Source organism: Yoonia vestfoldensis DSM 16212 (assembly GCF_000382265.1).
GTDB lineage: Bacteria > Pseudomonadota > Alphaproteobacteria > Rhodobacterales > Rhodobacteraceae > Yoonia > Yoonia vestfoldensis.
The window spans coordinates 79,761-98,320 of the sequence record NZ_KB907987.1 but is presented as its reverse complement, the minus strand read 5'-3'; the positions used below and the strand labels follow the sequence as shown (position 1 = coordinate 98,320).

General features: G+C 62.1%; 18 protein-coding genes. 9 read left to right on the top strand and 9 right to left on the bottom strand.

What is annotated here, in order from left to right; translation table 11 throughout:
• Window positions 1-340: 340 nt before the first annotated feature.
• The gene (locus H147_RS0114900; protein ID WP_019956186.1) at window positions 341-529 is read left to right on the top strand and encodes a hypothetical protein; all 189 of its coding nucleotides are present in this window, start codon (window positions 341-343) and stop codon (window positions 527-529) included.
• 146 nt (window positions 530-675) lie between these two features.
• Here H147_RS0114900 and H147_RS0114890 read toward each other — a convergent pair whose 3' ends face one another.
• The gene (locus H147_RS0114890; protein WP_019956184.1) at window positions 676-789 is read right to left on the bottom strand and encodes an entericidin A/B family lipoprotein; all 114 of its coding nucleotides are present in this window, start codon (window positions 787-789) and stop codon (window positions 676-678) included.
• 66 nt (window positions 790-855) lie between these two features.
• Window positions 856-1,593 (bottom strand): alpha/beta fold hydrolase, encoded by a 738-nt coding sequence (locus tag H147_RS0114885; RefSeq protein WP_019956183.1) that lies wholly within the window; start codon window positions 1,591-1,593, stop codon window positions 856-858.
• A 78-nt stretch (window positions 1,594-1,671) separates the two neighbouring features.
• On the opposite strand from H147_RS0114885, the gene H147_RS0114880 reads away from it, so the two are divergent.
• A complete protein-coding gene (locus H147_RS0114880) occupies window positions 1,672-2,040 on the top strand; it encodes a hypothetical protein (RefSeq protein ID WP_019956182.1) in 369 nt (122 codons plus the stop codon).
• A gap of 41 nt (window positions 2,041-2,081) precedes the next feature.
• On the opposite strand, the gene glyA is transcribed toward H147_RS0114880, so the two are convergent.
• Entirely contained in the window at window positions 2,082-3,377 is a 1,296-nt protein-coding gene (gene glyA / locus H147_RS0114875; protein ID WP_019956181.1) for a serine hydroxymethyltransferase, read from the bottom strand.
• A gap of 184 nt (window positions 3,378-3,561) precedes the next feature.
• Here glyA and H147_RS0114870 point away from each other — a divergent pair, with 184 nt between their 5' ends.
• The gene (locus H147_RS0114870) at window positions 3,562-4,326 is read left to right on the top strand and encodes an NAD kinase (protein WP_019956180.1); all 765 of its coding nucleotides are present in this window, start codon (window positions 3,562-3,564) and stop codon (window positions 4,324-4,326) included.
• Window positions 4,327-4,407: 81 nt separating this feature from the next.
• On the opposite strand, the gene H147_RS19865 is transcribed toward H147_RS0114870, so the two are convergent.
• The 5 genes from H147_RS19865 to H147_RS0114845 all read right to left on the bottom strand — a co-directional run bounded on the left by H147_RS19865 (window position 4,408) and on the right by H147_RS0114845 (window position 11,719).
• Entirely contained in the window at window positions 4,408-5,082 is a 675-nt protein-coding gene (locus H147_RS19865; RefSeq protein ID WP_019956179.1) for a hypothetical protein, read from the bottom strand.
• Window positions 5,083-5,178: 96 nt separating this feature from the next.
• Window positions 5,179-6,486 (bottom strand): NAD(P)/FAD-dependent oxidoreductase, encoded by a 1,308-nt coding sequence (locus H147_RS0114860; RefSeq protein ID WP_019956178.1) that lies wholly within the window; start codon window positions 6,484-6,486, stop codon window positions 5,179-5,181.
• A gap of 91 nt (window positions 6,487-6,577) precedes the next feature.
• Window positions 6,578-8,470, bottom strand: coding sequence for a propionyl-CoA synthetase (locus tag H147_RS0114855; RefSeq protein WP_019956177.1), 1,893 nt, complete (start codon window positions 8,468-8,470; stop codon window positions 6,578-6,580).
• Between the two features lie 173 nt (window positions 8,471-8,643).
• On the bottom strand, window positions 8,644-9,447 hold the full coding sequence (locus H147_RS19860) for a hypothetical protein (protein ID WP_043700068.1): 804 nt from the start codon (window positions 9,445-9,447) through the stop codon (window positions 8,644-8,646).
• Window positions 9,440-11,719, bottom strand: coding sequence for an NADP-dependent malic enzyme (locus tag H147_RS0114845; protein WP_019956175.1), 2,280 nt, complete (start codon window positions 11,717-11,719; stop codon window positions 9,440-9,442). Before H147_RS0114845 ends, H147_RS19860 begins: the two co-directional genes overlap by 8 nt.
• 126 nt (window positions 11,720-11,845) lie before the next feature.
• Between H147_RS0114845 and H147_RS0114840 the strand changes: the two genes are divergently transcribed.
• Genes H147_RS0114840 through upp form a run of 6 tightly spaced genes read left to right on the top strand, consistent with a single transcriptional unit; the run spans window position 11,846 to window position 17,471 of the window.
• Window positions 11,846-12,913, top strand: a complete 1,068-nt coding sequence (locus H147_RS0114840) for a cupin domain-containing protein (protein WP_019956174.1) — start codon at window positions 11,846-11,848, stop codon at window positions 12,911-12,913.
• A 22-nt stretch (window positions 12,914-12,935) separates the two neighbouring features.
• On the top strand, window positions 12,936-13,376 hold the full coding sequence (locus H147_RS0114835) for a cytidine deaminase (protein WP_081625875.1): 441 nt from the start codon (window positions 12,936-12,938) through the stop codon (window positions 13,374-13,376).
• A gap of 3 nt (window positions 13,377-13,379) precedes the next feature.
• Window positions 13,380-14,681: a thymidine phosphorylase gene (locus tag H147_RS0114830; protein WP_019956172.1), complete on the top strand. Its 1,302-nt coding sequence runs from the start codon at window positions 13,380-13,382 to the stop codon at window positions 14,679-14,681.
• Window positions 14,681-15,856: a phosphopentomutase gene (locus H147_RS0114825; RefSeq protein ID WP_019956171.1), complete on the top strand. Its 1,176-nt coding sequence runs from the start codon at window positions 14,681-14,683 to the stop codon at window positions 15,854-15,856. The genes H147_RS0114830 and H147_RS0114825 overlap by 1 nt, the downstream gene beginning before the upstream one ends.
• Window positions 15,853-16,842, top strand: a complete 990-nt coding sequence (locus tag H147_RS0114820; protein ID WP_019956170.1) for an adenosine deaminase — start codon at window positions 15,853-15,855, stop codon at window positions 16,840-16,842. The genes H147_RS0114825 and H147_RS0114820 overlap by 4 nt, the downstream gene beginning before the upstream one ends.
• Window positions 16,839-17,471: a uracil phosphoribosyltransferase gene (gene upp / locus H147_RS0114815; RefSeq protein ID WP_019956169.1), complete on the top strand. Its 633-nt coding sequence runs from the start codon at window positions 16,839-16,841 to the stop codon at window positions 17,469-17,471. The genes H147_RS0114820 and upp overlap by 4 nt, the downstream gene beginning before the upstream one ends.
• A 3-nt stretch (window positions 17,472-17,474) precedes the next feature.
• Here the strand turns inward: upp and H147_RS0114810 are convergent, their stop codons facing one another.
• Entirely contained in the window at window positions 17,475-18,491 is a 1,017-nt protein-coding gene (locus H147_RS0114810) for a serine/threonine-protein kinase (RefSeq protein WP_019956168.1), read from the bottom strand.
• Window positions 18,492-18,560: the final 69 nt, after the last annotated feature.

Sequence of the window (18,560 nt, the reverse complement as noted above, 5' to 3'; positions counted from 1 at the left end):
ATCGCTTGACGGCAGAACCCCCGATCAGGCCTACTTCAACCAGCCGATGCCCGAAGCGGTAGCGGCATAACCAAGGCGGAAAACCACTTAGAAAACGCCAGGAACCTGTTCAATCAAACCGAACCACCTCTAATTGTCATGTCAATGACAGCACTAAACTAATCAGAATGCAACCATTGCACGCGGACGTAAGGTGCGTACTCGCTGCGCACCGCACACATAGGTGCGCCAAAGGCACACCCTAGGCGGCACACCCCACACCCCACTTGACCCACATCAAGGCACGCCCCTGCCGCCTCCGCTACGCCTTGCGCGACAGTGCATTCCAGAGGGGTCAGACATGTTTCGTCTTGCAGCCATGCTCTACAGCATCATCGGGACCAGTTTCGCGGGCAGTTTCGTGATCGCGGCGCTGGCGACCGGATATGACACGCTGGGGCCGATCATCATCGCGGCGGCGGCGGGGGCGATCCTGGGGATTCCCGCCAGTTGGGCGGTTGCCCGCGCAATCACGCAAAATATTCGCTGAGCGTCGCGATCAAAATGTCACCCTCGCGCGTTAAGGATGCATCAACCTGATGGAGGTGACGATGCATTACCTGCCCCACGGCTTTCTGGTGTTCCTCGGCGGGGCCTGTCTGGCCGTGATCTGGACCTCGGCCCAGCTCTGGTAGATCAAAAGGCGTTTTCGACGGCTTGTCCGGCGCTGGTGATATCGCGCCCGACGCCTTGCACGGTGTTGCAGGCGGTCAGGCCAAGGATGGCGACGAGGACAAGCAGACGGATCATCGGAAACTCTTTCGCTGTTGATGGCCCGATCCTACTGGACCGCTCCGCCCCGCGCAAGATTTCGCCCTAGCCCAGAAACGCCGCGACCGCGCCCACGAATTCGCGCGGTTTTTCCGCATGCAGCCAGTGCCCCGCATCGGGGATTTTGGCGAAAACCGCATTGGGAAACAGCGCCTTGATCGGCGCGCGATGGGCGGCGGTGACGTAGTCCGACTTGCCCCCCGAAAGAAAGAAGGCCGACCCGTCGAACTGCCCTTCAAGCTGTGGAAAGCCGATGATCGTGTCCATCTCCGCCTGAAGGACATCGAGGTTCAGCCGCCAGCACCTGTCCTTCATATCGAGGCTTTGCAGCAGGAAATCCGCAACCCCCGGCCCAAGGTCGCCCAGCTGCGCCTTGGCCTCGGCCCTTGTCGCGACCGCCGCCGGATCGACACGCCGCATCGCCGCGATGGGCCCGTGCTGGTCGTGGGTGTAGCTGACAGGCGCGATATCCGCGACGACCAGCTTGCGGACCAGTTCCGGGTGCTGCACCGCCAGCACCATCGCGGCCTTGCCCCCCATCGAATGGCCCAGAACGTCCATGGGCCGGTCCATCACCTGCGCCAGATCGGCGGCCATGTCGGGATAGGTATGGCTGTCATACCACGGACTGTCGGCGTGGTTGCGCATGTCCACCGTGATCACGGGGCGCGTTTCCGACAGCTTTTTCGCGATGACCCCCCAGTTGCGGGCAGACCCGAACAACCCGTGGGCGATCAGAAGGGGCGTGGCACCGGGGCCGTCATGCAGGACCGTGTTCAACATGCATCTGTTGCTAACCTTCCTTGCCCGCGCTGGCCAGAGGGATTGAGGCCGCCGCGTTAACGATTTACCGCAGCGGTCATGGCATCAGACATACACACGCAGGTGGACGAGATCGGCACGCTTCTGGATCAGAAGCTTGGCCTGCGCGCGCGCACGTTCGAGGCACAGGTCCGCAAGGCCCGCCGCTTCCTGCCGCGGGCGCTGCGGCGCGAGTTGATCTATCTGGCGCAGGCCGAGGCGCTGGCCGATAATCCCAAGCTGCACCGCATGATCGACCGGCCCCGGCTGGACGCGGCGCATCGCAATGCGCTGGCCTATCTGGACCGGATCGACGTCAAGCAAAAGCGGCGCACGGCGGCGCTGAATGTTGTCGCCTCGATCGCCTTCGGCATACTGGTCACCGCAATCGTGGTGATCTTCGTTCTGGTGCAGCGCGGGCTGGTCTGACGCGGGCAAGGTGGGTAGAATGACCCACCCTACGCGACGGTTTAGAGGTTCGTGTAGATCGGGAACCGGTCGCAAAGCGCCTCGACCTCGGCGCGGACCTTCGCCTCGACCGCGCCATTGCCGTCCTCGCCATTGGCGGCCAGACCTTCGGTCACTTCCACGATCCAGTCCGCGATCTGGCGGAACTCGGCCTCGCCGAAACCACGCGTCGTGCCTGCGGGCGTGCCCAGACGGATGCCCGACGTGACCATCGGTTTTTCGGGATCGAAGGGGATGCCGTTCTTGTTGCAGGTGATATGGGCGCGGCCCAATGCCTTTTCGGTCGCGTTGCCCTTGACGCCCTTGGGGCGCAGGTCGACCAGCATCACATGGGTATCGGTGCCGCCGGTGACGATATCCAGACCGCCTTTCATCAACTGATCCGCCAGCGCCTGTGCGTTCTTGATCACCTGCGCCTGATAGGTCTTGAATTCTGGCCGCAGCGCCTCGCCGAAGGCCACGGCCTTGCCTGCGATCACATGCATCAGCGGGCCGCCCTGAATGCCGGGGAAAATGGCGGAATTGAATTTCTTCGCCAGATCCTCGTCATTGGTCAGGATCATGCCACCGCGCGGACCGCGCAGGGTTTTGTGTGTGGTGGTCGTGGCGACATGCGCATGGGGGAAGGGGGATGGATACAGCCCTGCCGCGACCAGACCCGCGAAATGCGCCATATCGACCAGCAGATAGGCCCCGACGCTATCCGCAATCTCGCGCATCTTGGCGAAGTCGATGATGCGGGGGATGGCGGACCCGCCCGCGATGATCATCTTGGGCTGGTGTTCGGTGGCCAGACGCGCGACCTCGTCATAATCCAGCAGGTTGTCCTGACGGCGCACGCCATACTGGATGGCGTTGAACCATTTGCCGGACTGGTTGGGCTTGGCCCCGTGGGTCAGGTGACCGCCCGCATCCAGCGACATGCCAAGGATCGTATCGCCGGGCTGCAGCAGCGCCTGGAACACGCCCTGGTTCGCCTGGCTTCCCGAATTGGGCTGCACGTTGGCATAGGCGCAATCGAACAGCTGGCAGGCGCGTTCGATGGCAAGGTTCTCGGCCACATCCACATGCTCGCAGCCACCGTAATAGCGGCGGCCCGGATAGCCTTCGGCGTATTTGTTGGTCATCACGCCGCCTTGGGCCTCCATCACGGCGGCAGAGACGATGTTTTCCGACGCGATCAGCTCGATCTCCTTGCGCTGGCGCTTGAGTTCGGCCTGCATCGCAGCGTGCAGCACAGGGTCGCGCGTGGCGAGGGGTTCGGTGAAAAAGCCTTGGTCGCGGATCGTGATATTCATGGGGTGCATCCTCTTTGCAGGCGCCAGACAGGTTGATTGCGCCCCGTTTACCCCAGAAACCCCAGCATCAGAAGCATCAAAACGACCATGATCTTTATGAGCGCGTCATGCATGTTTCGTATCGGCGGCTTGCGTTTCGGGTGTGATCGCCCCACAAGTTTAAGGAAACGCAGGGGAATTCACCATGCCAGCCGTCAAGATCGCCTTTGTCGCCAGTTCCGTGCCCATCGCGCAATCCGCCTTGCGGGCGCTGGCGCAGGCTTATGGCGATGTGCCGCAGGCCAAGGCCGATGTGATCGTGGCCTTGGGCGGTGACGGGTTCATGTTGCAGACGCTGCACGCGACCCAAGGCCTTGACGTGCCGGTCTACGGGATGAACCGTGGCACGGTGGGGTTCCTGATGAACGAATACCACGACACCGACCTGCTGGCGCGTCTGGCCGTGGCCGAGGAAGAGGTCATCAACCCCCTGCACATGACCGCCCTGACCGTGGACGGCAAGATGCACGAGGCTTTGGCGATCAACGAGGTCAGCCTGCTGCGCGCAGGCCCGCAAGCCGCCAAGCTGCGCATCACCGTGGACGGCAAGCTGCGGATGCCCGAACTGGTCTGCGACGGCGCGCTGCTGGCGACACCGGCGGGGTCCACGGCGTACAACTATTCCGCCCACGGCCCGATCCTGCCCATCGGGTCCGACGTGCTGACCCTGACCGCGATGGCCGCCTTCCGCCCGCGCCGCTGGCGGGGGGCATTGCTGCCGAAAAAGGCGGTGGTGCGGTTCGATGTGATCGACCCCGCGAAACGACCCGTGATGGCGGATGCCGACGGGAAGTCCGTGCGCGATGTGGTCAGCGTGGAGATCCGGTCGGAACCGGGGATCCGGCACCGGATCCTGTTCGATCCGGGGCATGGGTTGGAGGAGAGATTGATTAGGGAGCAGTTTGCGTGAGGGGAACCACGAAAATAGTTATTACAATAAAAGCTATATCAAAAAAAATGACGAGTTAGATATAAATGATGCCTAAGATATCTATCTTTTTTTGCTATTTAGATAACTAAACTCCGTTTGCCCTGCTTTTATAGAAAGCTCCACCCACTCATTCTTCATGTCAGGTAAATCTACATAGCTTGCAGATACCTCAATCAAACGCTTAGAGTATTTAAGAGATTTTTCTGCTGTATTGCCCAAATAGTCAAAAAATCTCTTTTCATCAGGTGGATAGCTGAGGGCTGTCTCAGTTTCAAATATTTTATGACCAGTTTTGGGATCGCTATATGTGTTTATCACAGTCTCGAGAATGAACCAAGACAACATAAACTGTTTGCCAGCATCAAGCTTCCCAAAAGTAACGTTAGCTGTCGGTTCCCACTCAAAAGTTTTGTCCGTTAAGTCTGAGTCTAAGTGGCCAATATACTTATTGCGGATATACTTAAAAAAGCTGAAGGATTCTTTTAGTTCAATGTTCATTTTTCCCAGATCGGGATGGTCCTTGTATAGCGCACGAGAGATGCCAGCTAAATCTGCAATATTTGCGATCTCAAGCATAATGTGTCGGAAAAACAAGAACCTCATGCTTAGTAGTTCAGCTGCACGAGCCATATCTGGCTTATCTTCACCCTTTCCCAATTGGTTTGCAGCGTTATGAGCAGTATGCAAGCCATGATAAGCGATCATCGCTGCGGTACCAATGTGTCTATAGTTCATTGTCGGATCATCACCGAATTTTGTCGTTTCGGATAAAAGTGGGACTGTCGATAGTTGCTTCCATAGGTACTGTTATCGTTCAAATAATGTTGGTTTTCAAACCCCCAACCGATCCCTCAACGCATAATACCACGATCCCATAATCGAATAGGGCACGCGGAACATCCGGCCACCGGGGAACGGATACCACGGCACTTTGGCGAAGACGTCGAAACGGGCGCGGTCGCCGGCGACGGCTTCGGACAGGATGCGCCCGAAGGTGTGCGACCCCGTCACCCCATGCCCGCTATAGCCATGCGCGAAATAGGTGTTGTTGCCCAGCCGCCCCATCTGCGGGACGCGGCTGAAGGACAGGGCGAAATTCCCGCTCCATGCGTGGTCGATCTTCACGCCTTTGAGCTGCGGATAGACCTTTTCCATCGCGGGCCGCAGTTTGGCGACCACATCCGCGGGATCAGTGCCGCCATAGACGGTGCCGCCGCCAAAGATCAGCCGTTTGTCGGCGGACAGCCGGAAATAGTCGAGGATATAGCGGACATCCTCCACACATTTGTCGGTCGGCAGCAGTTCATCCGCCTTGTCGCCCAAGGGGACGGTCGCCATCATCTGTGTCGACACCGGCATCACCCGCGCGGTCAGGGCGGGGACCACATGGCCCAGATAGGCATTGCCGCACAGCAGCAGCGTGTTGCAGGTCATCGTGCCTTCGCGGGTGCGGACCACGGGCTTGTCAGCTTCGGTATCGGCGCTGATGACGGGGGATTGTTCGTAGATCACGCCGCCCAGTTTCTCGAACGCCGCAGCCTCGCCCAGACACAGGTTCAGCGGGTGCATATGCCCGCCGGTGTGGTCGATCATGCCGCCAGCATAGACGTCCGACCCGATATGGTCGCGCAGTTCGGATTTGCTCAGCATGTCCTGATTGTGCAGCCCGTAGCTGGCCCAGAGCGCGCGGCGCTCGTCCAGCTCGCGCATATGCGCCGCCGTCAGGCCGGTGAAGATGTTGCCATGTTTGAGATCGCATTTGATGTCATAGGTGGCGACACGTTCGCGGATGATCTCGCCGCCTTCCTGCACCAGACCGGCCACGAAATTCGCCGTGTCCTGCCCGTAGCGGCGTTTGATCGTCTGCAGGCTGGCGTTCAGCCCGTTGACGATCTGGCCGCCATTGCGCCCCGATGCCCCCCAGCCGACGCGCGCGCCTTCGATGATCGCGACCTTGAAGCCTTTTTCCGCCAGATGCAGCGCCGCCGACAGCCCGCTGTAGCCCGCGCCGACCACGCAGATGTCGATCAAGTGGTCGCCTTTCAGCCTAGGCCGTTCCGGTGACGGATTGGCGCTGGCGGCGTAATAGCTGGTCGTGTGTTTGGTCTCGCCCGAGTTGGCGAATGTTTCGATAGGCATCACAGGCTCCGGTTTCACACCGTTTGGCGGCGCGCCCCGTTATGGGCCGCGCCGCGCCGGATTGGCAAGGGTCCGTTCCGTCGCAGCCGCGTCAGGCTTTGGCGTACCCCAAAGGTTGCAGTGCCGCCCTGATCTCGTCGAGGATCGCGGGGTCGTCGATGGTGGCGGGCATCTTGAACTCCTGCCCGTCCGCGATCTTGCACATCGTCGCGCGCAGAATCTTTCCCGACCGCGTTTTCGGCAGGCGGTCCACCACGGCGACCAGCTTGAACGCGGCGACCGGACCGATCGTTTCGCGCACTGCAGCAATGACTTCCCTGACGATTTCGGCATGGGGTTTGTCGCAGCCCTTGTTCAGGCAAACGAACCCCAGCGGCAATTGCCCTTTGAGTTCATCCGCCACGCCGATCACGGCGCATTCGCCCACATCGGGATGGTTGGCGAGGATTTCCTCCATAGCACCCGTGGACAACCGATGCCCCGCCACGTTGATGACGTCATCCGTGCGCGCCATGATGTAAAGATAGCCGTCGTCGTCGATCATGCCCGCGTCACCCGTTTCGTAGTAACCGGGGAAGGTGGTCAGATAGGCCTTCACGAACCGGCCCTCGGCGTTCCAGAGCGTCGGCAACGTGCCGGGCGGCAAGGGCAATTTCACCGCGATGGCCCCGAGAGTGCCTGGGGCGACAGGATGCCCCGCCTCGTCCAGCACCCGCACGTCATAGCCGGGCATTGGCACAGTGGGCGATCCGATCTTGACCGGCAGCGCCTCGATCCCGGCGGGATTGCCCGCGATTGTCCAGCCGGTTTCGGTTTGCCACCAATGGTCGTAGACCGGCACCTTCATCACGTTCTGCGCCCAGAGGATCGTATCCGGGTCCGCGCGTTCGCCCGCGAGATACAGCGCGCGCAGGCAAGAGATATCATAGGTCTTGATCATCTCGCCCTTGGGGTCTTCGCGTTTGATCGCGCGGAACGCGGTGGGCGCGGTAAAGAACGACCGGACGTTATGTTCCTGGATCACCCGCCAGAACGTGCCCGCATCGGGTGTGCCGATGGGCTTGCCTTCGAACACGACGGTGGTGTTGCCGTGGATCAGCGGCGCATAGCAGATATAGGAATGGCCCACGACCCAGCCGACATCGGACGCGGCCCAGAACACATCGCCCGGATCGACATTGTAGATTGCCTTCATCGTCCAGTTCAGCGCCACCAGATGGCCTGCCGTCGCGCGCACGACGCCCTTGGGCGCGCCCGTGGTGCCCGAGGTATAAAGGATATAGGCCGGATGATCGCCAGCAACGGGGACGCATTCCGTGGGAACCGCGTCTTTCTGCACATCGTGCCAATCATAATCACGGCCCGGCGTCATGTCGGCGCGGCCTTGGTCGCGTTGCAGGATGACACAGAAATCCGGTTTGTGCGTAGCTTCCGCGATGGCGGTATCCAGCAGGGGTTTGTATTTCACCACCCGACCCGGTTCGATCCCGCAAGACCCAGCGATGATCGCCTTGGGTGTCGCGTCATTGATCCGCACAGCCAGTTCATGCGCGGCGAACCCGCCGAAGACGACAGAATGAACCGCCCCCAGACGGGCGCAGGCCAGCATCGCCATCAGGGCTTCGGGGATCATTGGCATATAGATGATGACACGGTCGCCCTTTGCGATCCCCTTGGCACGCAAGGCACCCGCCAGCCGCGCCACGTTGTCCAGCAGTTCGGCATAGGTGATTGTGCGCTTGGTGTCGGTGACGGGGCTGTCGTAGATGATCGCCGCCTGATCGCCACGGCCAGCGGCGACATGGCGGTCGACCGCATTGTAGCAGGTGTTGACCTGTGTGTCGGCAAACCACTTATAAAGCGGTGCGCGGCTGCCATCGAGCGCCCTTTGCGGCGGAGCCACCCAGTCGATCGCCTTCGCCTGTTCCAGCCAGAACCCCTCGGGGTCGTTTTGCCAGCTTGCGTAAACCTCTGCGTAGCCCATCCGCGTGTTCCTCCCAAAACCGATGACACGGTCTTGTTACGCGTGGGCTACCTGTCAGGCAACACGGCAGGCAATCCCGCGCGGCAACGAGTCAATCAATTGACAGGCCATCAAATATCCATCTTCCGAGCCCAAATATCCCCGCCGGAGGCATAAAGTCTTTTGCACCGTCCTCAGCGATCAGTATCACAGGAATAACGTGCCCAGTAATCCTTGATCCAGCGCACAGGAAAATAGCCGAACTTTTCGGGTGATCCCCATTTTTTGAACGGGGCTTGGATCAGGTCCTGCGGATTTGGCTGGCCGTGGAAGGAAACAATCATGCAGTCACTAGGAGGCCGGGACGGTTGCAAGAACAGACTCGTCGGAAAATGCCATGCGAGTGATTTTTTGAAGCTGAGGACCCAGCCTTTGGGCAGATACTGACGCTTGTAGCCATGATTGTGAAAGACGACCTGATCATTGCCGAATTCCTTTATCATGTCTGCACCTCGATTCTTGACCATGTCGTAAAGGTGATCCTGCTCTCCCGCGATCAAGCCGATAACAGCGCCATGCGTAATGCGCTCGTTCGCAAACAGCTTCGGAAACCAGCGTTCATGGGTATCGTGCCAGTCTTGTGGTACGTGCAGTCCGCCGTGATCGGTGATGTGTTGGAGCATCGGCGCCAGATCGCCAGTTACCTGCACATCAACGTCCATATAAAGCACGGTCGTACCCGCAGGGAACATGTCCTTGGCGCAGATCGCAAATTTCGGCCACATGCCCCTGGTCCATAGTGGTCGATCTAGTGCAAAGAAAGGCAAGTCGCGCGTTTCGATGCCGTCTGCTAGCCCCGATGCATCGTCGGTAATGCACACAAATCTGACGGCCACCGAGGTTGTGTCCGTAATCGCGCGGTAGAGCGTATTCGTATAGATCGTTGGATATCCTTTCCCCCATTTGAGACATGCGATAACCGGCGTCACATCAGCCATAATGAGCCACCGGCGTGCCTGCGATGGCCGACATGTTCAGCAATCCGCGCGCGGTGATCGAAGGGGTGACGATATGGCAGCGGTTGCCCATCCCCATCAGGACCGGCCCGACTTCGAGCCCGCCGCCCTTCATCTTGAGGATATTTCGCACCCCTGATGCCGCATCGGTATTGGCAAAGATCAGCGTATTGGCCGGTCCTGGCAGATGGGCTGCGGGGAAAATCCGGCTGCGCAAGTCCACATCCAGCGCGGCATCGACATGCATCTCGCCTTCATAGGCGAAATCGCGCGGCGCGCTGTCAAGGATCGCCATCGCGCCGCGCATCCGGCGGCCTGTGTCGCAATCCAGATTGCCGAACTGGCTGTGCGAACACAGCGCAATCTTTGGCTCCAGCCCGAAACGGCGCACATGGCGCGCGGCCCCGATCACCGTTTCGGCAATCTGTTCCGGTGTGGGTTCGGGATGCACCTGCGTGTCGGCGATGAACAAGGGCCCATCCTCGAGGATCATCAGTGATAGCGCACCCACCGGATGCAAGGCGGGCGTCCCCAAAATCTCGGTCACGTATTTCAGGTGCCACAGGAACTGCCCGAACGTACCGCAGATCAGGCTGTCGGCCTCGTCGCGCTGGACCATCACCGCGCCGATGGCGGTCGTGTTGGTGCGCATGATCGCCTTGGCAAGGTCGGGGGTCACACCGCGCCGCGCCATAAGGCCGTGATAGGTTTCCCAATAATCGCGATAGCGGGGGTCGTTCTCGGGGTTCACGATGTTGAAGTCCACACCGGGGCGGATTTTCAGGCCCGCGCGTTCGCAGCGGCTTTCGATCACATCGGGTCGCCCGATCAGGATCGGGGTTTCGGTCGTTTCCTCCATGATCGCCTGTGCCGCGCGCAGCACGCGTTCATCCTCGCCCTCGGCAAAGACGACGCGACGCGAGGCCGTCCGCGCCGCCTCGAACACCGGGCGCATGATCATCGCGGATTTGAACACCGATCCGTCGAGTTTTTCCTTATAGGCTTTGAGGTCCGCAATCGGGCGCTTGGCGACGCCCGTTTCCATCGCGGCCTTGGCCACGGCGCAGGCCACGACACCCATCAGGCGCGGATCGAATGGTTTGGGGATCAGGTAATCCGCCCCGAAGGTCAGTTTCTCCCCGCTATAGGCGGCCGCCGCTTCGGCGCTGGTGGTCGCGCGGGCAAGGGCGGCGATGCCTTCGATACAGGCGATCTTCATCTCGTCGTTGATCTCGGTCGCGCCCGCATCCAGCGCACCGCGAAAGATGAACGGAAAGCACAAAACGTTGTTGACCTGATTGGGGTAATCGCTGCGCCCTGTCGCGATGATCGCATCAGGCGTCACGGCACGGGCGGCGTCGGGGTCGATCTCTGGGTTGGGATTGGCCAGCGCAAAGATGATCGGGCGCGGCGCCATGCGCGCGACCATGTCGGGTTTCAGCACGCCCGGACCGGACAGACCCAGAAACAGGTCCGCCCCTTCGATCACATCGGCCAGTGTCGCGGGTGTGCTGCCTTGGGCATATTCCGCCTTTTGCGGGCTCATGTCCTTTTCGCGGCCGTGATGGACCAGCCCTTCGATATCACATAGCCACACATTTTCGCGCTTTACGCCCAGCTTCAGCAACATATTGAGACAGGCGATGCCTGCAGCACCGCCGCCGGTGCTGATGATCTTGATGTCCTCGAAGCGTTTGCCCGCGACGTGCAGCGCATTCACCGCCGCTGCACCCACGACGATCGCCGTGCCGTGCTGGTCGTCGTGGAAGACGGGGATATTCATCCGCTCGCGGCAGAGCTTTTCGACGATAAAACAATCGGGGGCCTTGATGTCTTCGAGGTTGATCGCGCCAAATGTTGGTTCCAGCGCACAAACGATATCGGCGAGCTTGTAGGGGTCGGCCTCGTTCAACTCGATGTCGAAACAGTCGATATTGGCGAATTTCTTGAACAGGACGGCCTTGCCTTCCATAACCGGCTTTGACGCCAGCGCGCCGATATTTCCAAGACCCAGCACCGCCGTGCCGTTGGTGACCACAGCCACCAGATTGCCCCTTGCTGTGTAGTCGCGCGCGGTGTCGGGGTCTGCTTTGATCTCGAGACAGGCTTCGGCCACGCCCGGCGAATAGGCGAGGGCCAGATCGCGGCCGTTGGCCAGCGGCTTGGTCGCGCGGATTTCGAGTTTTCCGGGCTTGGGAAACTTGTGGTAATCAAGGGCAGCCTGACGCTGGCTATTCGCTGTTTCATCGACCATCGAAGTCTCCACTCAATATGGTTTAATGTTAAACCATTTTCCTGCCGCAAGGGAAAGCCTGTCGCGCGGTTAATCACGCTTTGCGCAATCTTGCAAATCTTTCGCGCCGGGCACAATGTGCGATCCATGACACAGACACATGAAATCCGCGCCGAAATCTGCCTGCCGACAACGGACCTGCGCGCCGATCTGGCGTTCTTCGGCAAGGTGCTGGGGATGCGGCTGGACATGATCTATCCGGCGGATGACCCAAGTGTCGCGGTTTATTCCGGCCACGGGCTGCGGGTGCGGTTGGAGCAGGGTGCCGGGGTGAACCCCGGCCTGCGGATACTGACCGATGATCCCGCCTTTGCGGATGGGCAGACCGCGATGACATCCCCCGGTGGCACGCCCGTCAGCGTCCATCCGCTGAACCCGCCCTTGGTGCTGCCGCAGACCGATCACGCCTTCGTCGTGCGCCGTCTGGCGGATCAGGCCCCGTGGGTGATCGGGCGGGCGGGGATGCAGTATCGCGACCTGATCCCGACACGGCTGGGCGGGTCGATCATCGCCAGCCACATCCGTATCCCCGACGGCGGGCCGGTCCCCGACATGGTGCATTTCCACAAGGTCGGGTTCCAGCTGATCTTTTGCATCAAGGGCTGGGTCGATGTGGTGTACGAGGATCAGGGCGGCCCGATCCGCCTGACAGCAGGCGATTGTTTCATCCAGCCGCCTGAAATCCGGCACCGCGTGCTGGAAGCCTCTGACGGGATCGAGGTGATCGAGATTGGCGTGCCCGCCGAACATGTGACCGAGATCGACCATGACATGACCTTGCCCACACCGCATCTGCGCCCTGACCGCGAATGGCAGGGCCAACGGTTCGTCTACAACAAGGCGGCGGATGCAGACTGGCAGCCCTCGCGTCTGCCCGGCTATATCGCGCGCGACACCACGATTGCCGCCAATACCAAAGGCGTCGCCGGTGTGCAGGTGATCCGGCGCGGGACGGGTGATCCGGAATGGGCCACGCATGACGCGGATATCCACTTCACCTTTGTCATGGCGGGCGAAATGCTGCTTGAAGGCGAGGGCAAAGAGCCGTTCATCCTGACCGCAGGCGATGCCTTTGTGATCCCGCCCGGCATGCGGACACGTTACACCAAGCCAAGCGACGATCTTGAATTGCTCGAGGTGCGGCTGCCGGGCTGACGCCCGGCCTGCGGGTCTTGCATTGCGCCGCTGGCCGCACCAATCTGACCGGACCCAAACGGAGGTTTCCATGTCGCTGATCGACGATGCCCGCGCCGTGCGCGAAAACGCCTATGCCCCTTATTCCAAGTTCAAGGTGGGCGCGGCAATCCGGTCCGCCTCCGGCACGATCTATACCGGCTGCAACGTCGAAAATGTGGCCTATCCCGAAGGCACCTGCGCCGAGGCAGGGGCCATCGCCGCGATGATCGCGGGCGGGGATACCCGCATCGCCGAGGTCGCTGTGATCGCCGACAGCCCCAAGCCTGTCAGCCCCTGCGGCGGCTGCCGCCAGAAGATCGCGGAATTCGCGGATGGCGATGTGGCCGTGACGCTCGCCACGATGGACGGGATCGTGCAGCACACCACGGTCGCGGACCTGCTGCCCGGCAGTTTCGACGCCGATTACATGAGCCGCGTCTGACCCTTGGACGCCCGCGCGATCATAGCCGCGATCCGCAACCGCCAGACGCCTGATCCGGCGGCGCTTGCATGGTTCGCGCAAGGCTTGGCCAGCGGTGCCGTCAGCGACGCGCAGGCGGGGGCCTTTGCGATGGCGGTCTGTCTGAATGGTCTGTCCGATCAGGGCCGCGTCGCGCTGACCGAGGCGATGCGCGACAGCGGCGACGTTTTGGCATGGGACCTGCCGGGGCCGGTCTTGGACAAACATTCCACAGGCGGCGTGGGCGATTGCGTGTCGCTGATCGCGGCACCCGTGCTCGCGGCTTGCGGGGCCTATGTGCCGATGATCTCGGGGCGGGGCTTGGGGCATACGGGCGGCACGCTCGACAAGCTCGAGGCGATCCCCGGCCTGTCCACGCAAGTCACGGAATCGCGCCTGCGCCAGATCACGCGCGAGGTGGGCTGCGCCATCGTCAGCGCGACAGGCCAGATCGCACCCGCCGACTGTAGGCTTTACGCGATCCGCGATGTGACGGCGACGGTCGAATCCATCGACCTGATTACCGCGTCGATCCTGTCCAAGAAACTGGCGGCGGGGCTGGATGGTCTGATGCTCGACGTTAAATGCGGGTCGGGCGCATTTATGAAAACGCAGGACGACGCGCGGGCATTGGCACAGGCGCTGGTCAGTGCGGCCAATGGGGCAGGGTGCCGAACGGCGGCGCTGATCACCGACATGAACGCGCCTCTTGCCCCCGCGCTGGGCAACGCGGTCGAGGTCGCGGTCTGCATGGAAGTGCTGGAAGGCAACAGCGCCGCCGCCCCCCGCCTTGCGGATTTGTCCAAGGCGCTGTGCGTGCATCTGCTGACCTTGCAAGGCCGCAGCGCGCCCGAGGCCAGCGCGCAGGTCGCCCTTGCCCTGTCCTCGGGCGAAGCGATGGAACGCTTCGCCAGCATGATCGCCGCGATGGGCGGACCGCCCGACATGGCCGAGGACTGGCGCACGCATCTGCCCGCAGCCCCCGTGGTGGGCGAGGTCATGGCCGCTGACAGCGGCCATATCGCCGCCATTGATGGCGAAGCGCTGGGGCTGGTCGTCGTGGGCTTGGGCGGCGGGCGGCGGGTTGAAACCGACCGGATCGACCCATCCGTCGGGCTGACCGACATGATCGGGCTGGGTGCGCCCGTGACGCGCGGCCAGCCACTGTGCACGCTTCATGCCACAACCGAAGAAGCCGCGGGCGAGGCCGCGCGCGCCGTACGGGCGGCGATCACCATTGGCGATGCGGCCGTGCCCGGCCCGCTTGTTCTGGAAAGGATCGGCTGATGCCGCGCGCAATCCTCATCGTGATCGACAGCGTCGGTATCGGCGGCGCGCCGGATGCCGCGCAATATTTCAACGGTGATCTGCCCGATACCGGCGCAAATACCGTGGGCCATATCGCACAGGCCGTGCCGCTACATCTGCCATATCTGGATGCGCTGGGGCTGGGGGCGGCGGTGCAACTGGCCTCGGGGCTGGAGGCGCCGGGGTTGGGTGCCGTGCCGACCGGCGCATGGGGGGCCGCGACCGAAGTGTCGCGCGGCAAGGACACGCCGTCCGGCCATTGGGAACTGGCGGGCGTGCCGGTGCCGTGGGACTGGCACCATTTTCCCGACACGACCCCTGCCTTTCCTGCCGATCTGACCGCTGCCATCTGCAAGGCGGCAGGCACGGACGGCATCTTGGGCAATTGCCACGCCTCGGGCACCGCAATCATCGACCGCGAGGGCGCGGCGCATATCCGCTCTGGCTGGCCCATCTGCTATACCTCTGCCGACAGCGTCTTGCAGATCGCGGCCCATGAGGATCATTTCGGGCTGGACCGACTTTACAAGCTTTGCGCTGATCTTGCGCCCATGCTGCATGCGATGAAGGTCGGGCGTGTCATCGCGCGGCCATTCGTGGGCGGGGTGGGGGCCTTTACCCGCACCGCCAATCGCAAGGATTACGCGATCCCGCTGCCCGGCCCGTCGATCTGCGACGATGTGCAGGCGGCGGGCGGCAGGGTGCATGCCGTGGGCAAGATCGGGGATATCTTTTCGATGCAAGGCATCGACACCCTGCGCAAAGGCAAGGATGCCGTGCTGGTGGAGCATGTCGGCGCCCTGCTGGCCGAGGCCAAGGATGGCGATTTCATCTTTGCGAACCTTGTCGAATTTGACAGCGACTACGGCCACCGGCGCGATGCCGCTGGCTATGCCGCGCATCTGGCGTGGTTCGATGCAGCACTTGGCGCGCTTTTGCCGCGTCTGGACGCCGATGACCTGTTGATCGTCACCGCCGACCATGGCAATGACCCGACATGGCCCGGCACCGACCATACCCGCGAACGGGTGCCGGTGCTGGTGCACGGGATCGGGGATGGACCCTTGGGGCATCTGGCGTTTTCGGATGTCGCGGCCAGCATCGCGGATCATTTGTCAGTGCCCTATCGCGGCGCAGGAAAGAGCTTTCTATGAATTTCGGGTCACTTCCCAAGGTCGAACTGCACACCCATTTGGAAGGCTGCGCGCCGCCCGATTTCATCCGCATGCTGGCGTCCGAGAAAAAGATCGACATCAGCGGCATCTTCACGCCCGAAGGCGGCTATGATTTCCGCGATTTCGACCATTTCCTGAAGGTCTACGAGGCCGCCTGCACGACCCTGCAAACGCCCGATGATTTCCGCCGTCTGACGCTGGCGGTGCTGGAAGAAACCGCCGCGCATGGCGTGGTCTATATGGAAACTTTCGTCTCGCCCGATTTCTGCGGGGGCGGTGATCTGGCGGCGTGGAAGGATTACCTTGCCGCCATGTCCGACGCCGCCGACGAAGGCGAGGCGCGGTTCGGCATCACCATGCGCGGGATCGTGACCGGCATCCGCCATTTCGGCCCCGAGGCCAGTAAACCCGTCGCGCGCTGTGCGGCGGAAACATTTGGCGGCTTTGTCGTGGGCTACGGCATGGCAGGGGGCGAGATGGCAGGGCGGCCTGCGGATTATGCCTATTCCTTCGACATCGCGCGCGAGGCGGGCATTCCGCTGACCTGTCATGCCGGTGAATGGGGCGGGGCCGCGATGGTGGCCGAAACCATCCGCGATCTGAAGGTGTCCCGCATCGGCCACGGGATCGGGGCCATCGATGATCCCGCCTTGCTGCGCGAGATCGTGGAAAAAGACATCGTGCTGGAGGTCTGCCCCGGGTCCAACGTCGTGCTCAAGGCGGTGACCGACTGGGCCAGCCACCCCATCGCCCGCCTGCGCGACGCGGGCGTCAAGGTCACGGTATCCACCGATGATCCGCCGTTCTTTCACACCACGATGACCGCCGAATGCGACATGCTGCACAAGACCTTTGGCTGGGACGAGGCCGATTTCGCGGCGCTGAACCAGACCGCCCTTGCCGCCGCTTTCTGCGATGATGCGACCCGCGCCCGCGTGGCCAAACGACTGGAGCCTGCCCGATGAATGACCACGTCACACATGTCACCCATCCGCTGGTGCAGCACAAACTGACGCTGATGCGGCAAAAGGAGACCTCCACAGCCCTCTTCCGCCAGTTGCTCCGCGAGATCAGCCAACTGCTTGCCTATGAGGTGACGCGCGGTCTGCCGATGACGACCCGTCGGATCGACACGCCGCTGGAACCGATGGATGCGCCGGTGATCGACGGCAAGAAACTGGCGCTGGTGTCGATCCTGCGCGCAGGCAACGGGTTGCTCGATGGCGTGCTGGAACTGATCCCGTCCGCGCGGGTGGGCTTTGTCGGGCTTTACCGGGATGAGAAAACGCTGCAACCCGTGCAATACTATTTCAAGGTCCCGACTGAGCTTGAGGACCGGCTGGTCATCGCCGTCGATCCGATGCTGGCGACCGGCAATTCATCGGTGGCGGCGATTGATCTGCTGAAAAAGGCTGGTGCAACGAACATTCGCTTTCTCTGCCTGCTGGCGGCCCCCGAAGGCATCGCGCGAATGAAGGAAGCCCATCCAGATGTGCCGATCGTGACTGCGGCGATCGACAGCCACCTGAACGATCACGGCTATATCGTGCCCGGTCTGGGCGATGCTGGCGACCGGATGTTCGGCACAAAGTAACCCCTAGCGGTTACAGATGTTCTGTAGACCGATCCACTCGCTGTCGGTCATCACAGGCGCCGTGGGTTGCCCGTCCAGCAGATCGCGGCCCAAGTCCGGCATCGTGCCGGTGCGGGCATCCGCCAGCACCTGATAGGGGCGGTGCGGCAGGTTTGCGGTCTCGAACGCGCGGCGCAGATCGTTTGCGTTTGCCTGTGGGGCCGGTTGGGCCAGCCGGTCGTCGGCATGGCGCTGCAAAACCTCGCGCGGGATGTCGCCTGTGGTGAGCAGGCCAAAGGTCGCGGCAAGCCCTGCCTCTCGCAGTACGGGTTCAAGGGTGTCGTGACCGGCGACCGCGACACGGCTGGCCAGCACAAAACCCGCAACGGCAACGGGATCATCCGCCGCCTGCAGCAGTCTGGCGTCCAGAACGATCAGACCGCCGGGCATCGCCAGTGCGCCCTGCTCAAGCGCTGGCACGACGACGATATTCAGCGGTGTTCCGGCCCCGAATACCCGTGTGGCGAGCTTGCCGGCCGCGGCTTGTGCGGTCGCATCGCGGCAAACCGGCCCGGTCCGGGTCTGCACTTGCGCCAGAATGATCGCGCCGATTTCCACCCGCTTGGCCAAAGGCACGACCGCCAGCGTCTGGCGCATCAGCGCGCCCGGTAACCAGAATACGGCCAGCGCCAGTGTCGCGGCCACGATCCCCGCCGTAATCCAGTGGCGCAGCTTGCCGGGCTGTGGGCCCGCCTTGGCCAGCGCCTTGCGGACTTCTTCGATCGCATCGATCATCGTCTCGTCGGCGATTTCCAGGTCTTCGCTGGCCTCCATGTCGGGGCTGTAAAGTGCGGGACGTTCGCCGGGGTTCAGCCGCATCACGGCAGGCAGTGACCAATGCGCAAGCGGCCGGGCAGCCGCATCGGCGATCACAAGCGTCGCATCGCCGAAAGAGATCGTGACCTGCCGACGTTGCTGGTCCGGTCCGGGCCGCCAGAGCCCCTCACTTTCCAGTCGCACATATCGGTCAAGCGCTGTCATCTGCCTCCACTGCCTTTTTTGCGGATATCCTACGCTGGCAGGACGAAGTTGTCATGCCCGAAAGGACAG

Coding starts and splice junctions, on each gene's coding strand:
- H147_RS0114870 (WP_019956180.1), top strand. CDS start 3,562: ATGCCAGCCGTCAAGATCGCCTTTGTCGCCAGTTCCGTGCCCATCGCG.
- H147_RS0114885 (WP_019956183.1), bottom strand. CDS start 1,593: ATGTTGAACACGGTCCTGCATGACGGCCCCGGTGCCACGCCCCTTCTG.
- H147_RS0114890 (WP_019956184.1), bottom strand. CDS start 789: ATGATCCGTCTGCTTGTCCTCGTCGCCATCCTTGGCCTGACCGCCTGC.
- H147_RS0114860 (WP_019956178.1), bottom strand. CDS start 6,486: ATGCCTATCGAAACATTCGCCAACTCGGGCGAGACCAAACACACGACC.
- H147_RS0114845 (WP_019956175.1), bottom strand. CDS start 11,719: ATGGTCGATGAAACAGCGAATAGCCAGCGTCAGGCTGCCCTTGATTAC.
- upp (WP_019956169.1), top strand. CDS start 16,839: ATGAATGACCACGTCACACATGTCACCCATCCGCTGGTGCAGCACAAA.
- H147_RS19860 (WP_043700068.1), bottom strand. CDS start 9,447: ATGGCTGATGTGACGCCGGTTATCGCATGTCTCAAATGGGGGAAAGGA.
- H147_RS0114855 (WP_019956177.1), bottom strand. CDS start 8,470: ATGGGCTACGCAGAGGTTTACGCAAGCTGGCAAAACGACCCCGAGGGG.
- H147_RS0114820 (WP_019956170.1), top strand. CDS start 15,853: ATGAATTTCGGGTCACTTCCCAAGGTCGAACTGCACACCCATTTGGAA.
- H147_RS0114810 (WP_019956168.1), bottom strand. CDS start 18,491: ATGACAGCGCTTGACCGATATGTGCGACTGGAAAGTGAGGGGCTCTGG.
- H147_RS0114825 (WP_019956171.1), top strand. CDS start 14,681: ATGCCGCGCGCAATCCTCATCGTGATCGACAGCGTCGGTATCGGCGGC.
- H147_RS0114880 (WP_019956182.1), top strand. CDS start 1,672: ATGGCATCAGACATACACACGCAGGTGGACGAGATCGGCACGCTTCTG.
- H147_RS19865 (WP_019956179.1), bottom strand. CDS start 5,082: ATGAACTATAGACACATTGGTACCGCAGCGATGATCGCTTATCATGGC.
- H147_RS0114900 (WP_019956186.1), top strand. CDS start 341: ATGTTTCGTCTTGCAGCCATGCTCTACAGCATCATCGGGACCAGTTTC.
- H147_RS0114840 (WP_019956174.1), top strand. CDS start 11,846: ATGACACAGACACATGAAATCCGCGCCGAAATCTGCCTGCCGACAACG.
- glyA (WP_019956181.1), bottom strand. CDS start 3,377: ATGAATATCACGATCCGCGACCAAGGCTTTTTCACCGAACCCCTCGCC.